The organism is Nocardia sp. NPDC003482 (assembly GCF_053588115.1).
Map to the genome: position 1 here is coordinate 1 of NZ_JBSFPI010000057.1, position 6970 is coordinate 6970.

At 68.6% G+C, this 6970-nt stretch carries 6 protein-coding genes and 2 tRNA genes; 5 read left to right on the plus strand and 3 right to left on the minus strand.

The annotated features are described in order from the left end of the window. The first annotated feature begins 200 nt into the window (after positions 1-200). On the plus strand, positions 201-1208 hold the full coding sequence (locus ACWDSJ_RS37685) for a 3-isopropylmalate dehydrogenase (protein ID WP_450037658.1): 1008 nt from the start codon (positions 201-203) through the stop codon (positions 1206-1208). A 201-nt stretch (positions 1209-1409) separates the two neighbouring features. Here the strand turns inward: ACWDSJ_RS37685 and ACWDSJ_RS37690 are convergent, their stop codons facing one another. After that, complete coding sequence (locus tag ACWDSJ_RS37690; RefSeq protein ID WP_450037659.1) at positions 1410-2636, minus strand: MFS transporter; 1227 nt, start codon at positions 2634-2636, stop codon at positions 1410-1412. Positions 2637-2746: 110 nt separating this feature from the next. On the opposite strand from ACWDSJ_RS37690, the gene ACWDSJ_RS37695 reads away from it, so the two are divergent. The 4 genes from ACWDSJ_RS37695 to ACWDSJ_RS37710 all read left to right on the plus strand — a co-directional run bounded on the left by ACWDSJ_RS37695 (position 2747) and on the right by ACWDSJ_RS37710 (position 5362). Next, positions 2747-3520, plus strand: coding sequence for a fumarylacetoacetate hydrolase family protein (locus tag ACWDSJ_RS37695; protein ID WP_450037661.1), 774 nt, complete (start codon positions 2747-2749; stop codon positions 3518-3520). 14 nt (positions 3521-3534) lie between these two features. Continuing rightward, positions 3535-5001 carry a glutamate--tRNA ligase gene (gltX, locus tag ACWDSJ_RS37700; protein WP_450037662.1) on the plus strand — a complete coding sequence of 489 codons (1467 nt, stop codon included), beginning with the start codon at positions 3535-3537 and terminating at the stop codon, positions 4999-5001. Between the two features lie 130 nt (positions 5002-5131). After that, positions 5132-5203, plus strand: a tRNA-Gln gene (locus ACWDSJ_RS37705). A gap of 86 nt (positions 5204-5289) precedes the next feature. Then, a tRNA-Glu gene (locus ACWDSJ_RS37710) sits at positions 5290-5362 on the plus strand. 122 nt (positions 5363-5484) lie between these two features. On the opposite strand, the gene ACWDSJ_RS37715 is transcribed toward ACWDSJ_RS37710, so the two are convergent. Then, positions 5485-5985 carry a PPOX class F420-dependent oxidoreductase gene (locus tag ACWDSJ_RS37715; protein WP_450037663.1) on the minus strand — a complete coding sequence of 167 codons (501 nt, stop codon included), beginning with the start codon at positions 5983-5985 and terminating at the stop codon, positions 5485-5487. 49 nt (positions 5986-6034) lie between these two features. Beyond that, the gene (locus ACWDSJ_RS37720; RefSeq protein ID WP_387355813.1) at positions 6035-6736 is read right to left on the minus strand and encodes an IclR family transcriptional regulator; all 702 of its coding nucleotides are present in this window, start codon (positions 6734-6736) and stop codon (positions 6035-6037) included. Positions 6737-6970 lie beyond the last annotated feature (234 nt).

Genomic DNA, 6970 nt, shown 5'->3' on the forward strand with positions numbered 1-6970 from the left:
GTGTCGACCAGGCCGCGCAGGATCTCGATGGTGTCGGTCACCGAGGGTTCCGAATAAAGGGTGCGGCTGTGCTGCCGTACCTGGGGGTGGTGGTCCTCGTGGGGGTTGGGAGGGTTGACCTGGGGGGAGGTGGGGGAGGGGGAACCGTTATCGTGGCCGGGTTGTTGTCGGGCCTTGGTGGTTGTGGAATGGAGCGTGAGATGAAGCTTGCTGTCATCCCGGGGGATGGGATCGGGCCCGAGGTGATCGGGGAGGCGCTCAAGGTGCTCGATGTGGTGGTGCCGGGGGTGGAGCGGACCCAGTACGATCTGGGGGCGAAGCGGTATCACGCTACGGGGGAGGTACTGCCGGAGTCGGTGTTGCCGGAGTTGCGGCAGCACGACGCGATTCTGTTGGGGGCCATCGGGGATCCGTCGGTGCCGAGCGGGGTGCTCGAGCGGGGGTTGTTGCTGCGGACGCGGTTCGCGCTCGATCATCATGTGAACCTGCGGCCGTCGAGGCTGTATCCGGGCGTGACGAGTCCGCTCGCGGGGACGCCGGACATCGACTTCGTCGTGGTGCGCGAGGGGACCGAGGGGCCGTACACCGGGACCGGCGGCGCGATTCGCGTGGAGACGCCGCACGAGGTGGCGACCGAGGTGAGCACCAATACGCGCTTCGGGATCGAGCGTGTCGTGCGGTACGCGTTCGAGAAGGCGCGCGCGCGGCGCAAGCATCTGACGCTGGTGCACAAGACCAACGTGCTGTCGTTCGCCGGATCGCTGTGGCAGCGGACGGTGACCGAGGTCGGCGCGGAGTACCCGGATGTCGAGACCGCCTACCAGCACATCGACGCCGCCACCATCCACATGGTCAACGACCCGGGCCGCTTCGACGTCATCGTCACCGACAACCTGTTCGGCGACATCATCACCGACCTGGCCGCGGCCGTCTCCGGCGGTATCGGCCTGGCCGCCTCGGGCAATATCGATGCCTCCGGCACGAATCCGAGCATGTTCGAACCGGTGCACGGCAGCGCCCCCGATATCGCGGGACAGTCCAAGGCCGACCCGACCGCCGCGATCCTGTCCGTCGCCCTGCTGCTGACCCACCTCGGCCGCACCGACGAGGCCGCGCGCATCGAGGCCGCCGTGGCCAAGGATCTCGCCTCCCGATCCGGCGCCGCCTCCACCGTCGAGATCGGCGATCGGATCGCCGCCGCCGTCTGATCCTCCGGCACCGACACGGCCCCGTGTCCGAATTTCCTTCGGACACGGGGCCGTTCGCCGTACCGCGCGGGATGGATTGCCGCCGAGTCAGTTTCGAAGCGCATCCGCTTCACTGTGAAAAAGCTTGCCTCCCTTGCGGTGCCAGCAACCTTCCGGACCCTCCCAGCAACCCACGCTCCCGGTTTGCCCGATCCATCCGGATCAGTTCTTCAGCACCCCTTGGTGTTCCGGCGCCGCCCGCCCGGACCGGCCGAGCGGAACCAGCGGCACCGCGGCCACCGCGATCACCGCGGCGATGAGATAGGCGGCCGGGAAGCCCGCCGCCGTGATGACCGCGCCGAAGAGGGGTGCGATCGCCGCCGAGGCGAGGTTCTGTCCGGTGTTCTGAATCCCCAAACCCCTTCCGCTCCAATAGGGCCCTGCTATCTCGGCCACCGCTGTGAACGCCAATCCGTTGTCCGCCACGGTGATCACCGAGGCGATCACCAGGATCGGGATCGCGGCCCACCACCAGCCCAGCCACGCCGTCAGGGCCAGTCCCGCCATCGACCCCACGGCCGCCACCGCCACCGTCCGCAGCGGCCGCATCCGGCTGCCCACCCGATCCGACCAGACGCCCGCGCCGATCCGCCCCGCCGCCCCCAGCAGCTGCGTCGCCGTGACCAGCGCACCCGCCGCCCCCAGCGACAGCCCGACGTCGCGATGCAGCCACAACAACGCGAAGGTCCACACCGTCGCCTGCGGCACGACCAGCAGCACCGACACCCCGTGAATCCGCCACAGGGTCGCGTCCCCGCGATACGGATTGACCGGCTTGGTCGCACCCGCCCCGCCCGGCCGCGGTGGATCAACGATCCCGACCGCGCACGCCGCCGCGGCCAGCCCGGCCATCACCGCCGGAACCAGGATCGCCACGGAAAACCCTTGCGCCGCAGCCACAACCGGGATCGTCAATGCCCCGATACCGACACCCAGCGGTTGTGCAGTTTGCCGAATTCCCATGGCCAGCCCGCGCCGTTCGGGCGGGAACCAGCCCACGATGACCCGGCCGCTGGCGCCGTTGGTGCTGGCCGCGCCCATCCCCGCCACGAACAACAACGCCCCCAGCGCAACGTAATTGGTGACCGTGGCCGCCGCCGCGCCCGCCACGCAGATCACCAGCGGCCCGGCGACCAGCACCGCGCGCTCGCCGATCCGGTCGACCGCGTACCCCCAGGCGATGAGCATGCAACACAGTCCGACTGTCGGCATGGCCACCAGCAGACCCGCAGTGGCCAAAGGCATTCCGCGCTCGGTCAGGGCGGGCAGCAGGAACGGCGTGCCGTGCACGATGACCGCGCTCGAGCCCTGCGCGAACACCCCGAGGGCGAGCATGAGCCACCGGCGTGCCGTGCCGACGGAACGATCGGCCTTCGCGATCTCGCTCATCCACCTCACCTGAATCTCATATATTGGGAACAGTGTCCTGTATTGTGGACACGCCCTCACGGTACACCCACCGTGCGAATCGAGATCGCGCAGGTCGTTAGACTCCGCACATGCGTCTAGGTCGAGTTGCCAGCCCCGACGGGGTCGCTTTCGTCAGCATCGAGGGTTCCGAACCGGATGCCACGGTCCGCGAGATCGCCGAACATCCGTTCGGTACACCCACATTCACCGGCCGCAGCTGGCCGCTGGCCGACGTGCGACTGCTCGCGCCGATCCTCGCGAGCAAGGTGGTGTGCGTCGGCAAGAACTACGCCGCGCACGCCGCGGAGATGGGCGGGGACGCGCCCGCCGACCCGGTGATCTTCCTCAAGCCCAACACCTCGATCATCGGCCCGAACGCCCCGATCCTCTTGCCGCCCAGTTCGTCTCGGGTCGATTACGAGGGCGAGCTGGCGGTGGTGATCGGGCGCCCCTGCAAGGACGTGCCCGCCGCCCGCGCCCGCGACGTCGTGCTGGGTTACACCGTCGCCAACGACGTCACCGCGCGCGATCAGCAGCAGCACGACGGGCAGTGGACCCGCGGCAAGGGTTACGACACGTTCTGCCCGCTGGGCCCGTGGATCGAGACCGAGCTCGATCCCGCCGATCTGGAGATCCGCACCGAGCTCGAGGGTGAGGTCCGCCAGCGTAGCCGGACTTCTCTTCTGCTGCACGACATTCCGAAGTTGATCGAGTGGATCACCACGGTGATGACCCTGCTGCCCGGCGACGTCATCCTCACCGGCACGCCGGAAGGTGTAGGACCGGTCGCGGATGGGCAAACTGTCTCCGTGACGGTCGAGGGCATCGGCACCCTGGTCAATCCCGTTGCCGCCAAACGTTGATCGAGAGAAGGAACATGACTGACGTACGGGTCCGATTCTGCCCGTCACCGACCGGCACGCCCCATGTCGGCCTGATCCGGACCGCGCTGTTCAACTGGGCGTTCGCCCGACACCACGGCGGCACCTTCGTGTTTCGCATCGAGGACACCGACGCCGCCCGCGACTCCGAGGAGTCCTATCACGCGCTGCTCGACGCGCTGCGCTGGCTCGGACTCACCTGGGACGAGGGCCCGGAGGTCGGCGGACCGTACGGGCCGTACCGGCAGTCGCTGCGGCGCGAACAGCATCTCGACGTCGTGCGGCGGTTGCTGGCCGCGGGCGAGGCCTACGAATCCTTCTCCACCCCAGACGAAGTCGAGGCACGCCATCGCGCGGCCGGACGCGATCCGAAGCTGGGCTACGACAACTTCGATCGCGACCTGACGCCCGAGCGGATCGCCGCCTACAAGGCCGAGGGCCGGGGCGCGGTGATCCGATTGCGAATGCCCGACCGGGACATCACCTGGACCGACCTCGTGCGCGGCGAGACCACCTTCCGCGCCGGGTCGGTCCCGGACTTCGCGCTCACCCGCGGGACCGGCGAGCCGCTGTACACGCTGGTCAATCCGGTCGACGACGCGCTGATGAAGATCACCCACGTGTTGCGCGGCGAGGATCTGCTCTCCTCGACCCCGCGGCAGATCGCGCTGTACGAGGCTTTGGCGCGGATCGGGGTCGCCGACTTCACCCCCGAGTTCGGGCATCTTCCCTTCGTGATGGGACAGGGCAACAAGAAGTTGTCCAAACGTGATCCCGAGTCGAATCTGTTCGTCCACCGGGACCGGGGATTCATTCCCGAGGGTTTGCTGAATTACCTGGCGCTGCTCGGCTGGAGCCTCGCCGAGGATCGCGATGTCTTCACGATGGCGGAGATGGTTGCGGCCTTCGACATATCGAAAGTGAATTCGAATCCGGCCCGGTTCGATCAGAAGAAGGCCGACGCGCTCAACGCCGAGCACATTCGTTTGCTCGATTCGGGCGATTTCGCGCGCCGACTGCGGGAGTACCTGACCGACCACGGGCACATCGGGGCCGAAGTCGACGAGGCGGTTTTCGCGACCGCGGCCGAGCTGGTGCAGACCCGGATCGTGGTGCTCGGCGATGCCTGGGATCTGCTGAAGTTCCTGTTCGTCCCGGCCGAGCGCTTCGCGATCGACCCGGCCGCGGCCCAGAAGAACCTCGGACCCGACGCCGAGCCGGTGCTGCGGGCGGCCGTACGGGCGCTGGAGGGTGTTGCGGACTGGACGGCCGCCACGCTGGAGGAGGCGCTGAAAATGGCCCTCGTGGACGAGCTGGGCCTCAAGCCGCGCAAGGCGTTCGGGCCGGTGCGGGTCGCGGTCACCGGATCGCACATCAGCCCGCCGCTGTACGAGTCGCTGGAACTGCTCGGGCGCGAGATCACGCTGGATCGGTTGCAGGCCGCGCTCAAGCAGCCCGCCTGAGCCTCGCGACGGCTGAAAACAGCGGTTCTACCAGGCGATTTGCAGGTTTCCGGGCCGGGTTTGGTAATCTTCTTCCCGGCCCGGAAAGCGGTCCCCGCCCCACGAGGGCGCGGCCGAAAGCCCAGGTCATTGGGGTATGGTGTAATTGGCAACACAGCTGATTCTGGTTCAGCCATTCTAGGTTCGAGTCCTGGTACCCCAGCGGGAGGCATCAGCCTCCAGGCGATTTGGTCGCCGAGGTCCTGGCCGGTTAAGCTGACCGGGCCTCCGATCCGGAGCGCCGATCCTGGTCCCGTCGTCTAGCGGCCTAGGACGCCGCCCTCTCAAGGCGGTAGCGCGGGTTCAAATCCCGTCGGGACTACAGAGAAGCCCCAGCTCAGTGAGCTGGGGCTTTTTGGTGTCCCGGCCTGCGGCCGGGAACAAGGGGGGTCGAGCCGGGATCAAGGGGGTTGAGGTGGGGAAGGGGGGTGAGGCGGGGGCGGCCTAGTCCCGCAACGGCCAAGTGGACCCGCCCGGGGGCGTCTCCGGCATGCCGAGTTTGCGGTGGTCCCAGCTGCGGGTGCGTTCGGGGATGAGGCGGACGGCGACGCGCTTGTTGAGCATGGCCTCGACGAAGGGGCGGGCCTCCTCGGTGTAGGGGGCGGTGTAGCGCTCCCAGACGCTGACGCCGACGCGGAACAGGGCGTCGGGGTCGTCGACGATCTCGGCGCGGCCCTCGATCGAGACGCCGCGCAGCTGGTCGTAGCTGTCGCCCGCCTCGACCAGGACGGTGACGCGGGGGTCCCGGCGGAGGTTGACCGCCTTCTGCGACTTGGCCTTCGTCTCGAACCAGATCTCGCCGTCGACCAGGCCGTACCACATGGCCGCCAGATGCGGCAGGCCCGTCTTGCCCAGGGTCGCGAGCGTCATGATGCGGCTGCGCTCGAGGAAACCGGCGATCTCCTCGTCGGACATCACGATCTGCGCGCGTTGATTCACTCCCATGGGTCGACTGTAATTTACGCCGTATGGCCGCGCTCACAGCTCGGCCCGATCAGAGCCGTTTGTGCAGCGCCTCGGCGGCGGCGACCAGGTCGGCGGCCCAGCGCGCGCCCGGCCGGCGGCCCATCCGATCGATCGGCCCCGACACCGACACCGCGGCCACCACCGCCCCGCCCGAATCCCGCACCGGCGCCGACACACTCGCCACCCCCGCCGCCCGCTCGCCCGCGCTCTGCGCCCAGCCGCGCCGCCGCACCTCGGCCAGCGCCCGCTCCCCGAACACCGCCTCCATCAGCACCCCGCGCTGCAACTCCGGATCCGCCCAGGCCAGCAGCACTTTCGCCGCCGACCCCGCGGTGAGCGGCAGCCGCGCCCCGACCGGAACCGTGTCCCGCAACCCGGCCGCCGGTTCCAGCGCCGCCACGCACACCCGCGCGTGCCCGTCCAGGCGGTACAGCTGCACACTCTCCCCGGTGATCTCCCGCAGCCGCGGCAGAATGGTCGCCGCCGCGTCGAGCAGCGGGTCGTCGGCCGAGGTCGCCAGCTCCGACAGCGCCGGACCCGGCCGCCACAACCCGTTGTTGTCCCGGGCCAGCATGCGATGCACCTCGAGCCCCACTGCCAGCCGATGCGCGGTCGCCCGGGGCAGCCCCGTCCGCGTGCACAGCTCGTTCAGCCCGCACGGCTGCTCGGCCACCGCGTAGAGCACCGCCATGGCTTTGTCGAGCACCCCGATACCGCTATGCTGTCTCATACAACGATACTAACGTCTCGCATACTGAGACACGAAAACATGTCGCATCATCTCCACAGGTAGCGAGCGGGAGTCTCGAAAGCCCGAGAAGAAGGCCCGACCCCCATGGGTTCGTGGCCGTCTCGCCGTTCGGCGGTCGAAGCGCATGCGCGAAGCCCCAGAAACGAGACGCCCACCGCGGGACAAACCGGCCCCAACACCGCCCCGACCAAAGAGCCGCCAAAAAGTACAAAA

What these genes read in the sequence shown, in the direction of transcription:
- ACWDSJ_RS37685 (WP_450037658.1), top strand. Translation starts at nt 201, where the DNA reads ATGAAGCTTGCTGTCATCCCGGGGGATGGGATCGGGCCCGAGGTGATC.
- ACWDSJ_RS37690 (WP_450037659.1), bottom strand. Translation starts at nt 2,636, where the DNA reads ATGAGCGAGATCGCGAAGGCCGATCGTTCCGTCGGCACGGCACGCCGG.
- ACWDSJ_RS37695 (WP_450037661.1), top strand. Translation starts at nt 2,747, where the DNA reads ATGCGTCTAGGTCGAGTTGCCAGCCCCGACGGGGTCGCTTTCGTCAGC.
- gltX (WP_450037662.1), top strand. Translation starts at nt 3,535, where the DNA reads ATGACTGACGTACGGGTCCGATTCTGCCCGTCACCGACCGGCACGCCC.
- ACWDSJ_RS37715 (WP_450037663.1), bottom strand. Translation starts at nt 5,985, where the DNA reads ATGGGAGTGAATCAACGCGCGCAGATCGTGATGTCCGACGAGGAGATC.
- ACWDSJ_RS37720 (WP_387355813.1), bottom strand. Translation starts at nt 6,736, where the DNA reads ATGAGACAGCATAGCGGTATCGGGGTGCTCGACAAAGCCATGGCGGTG.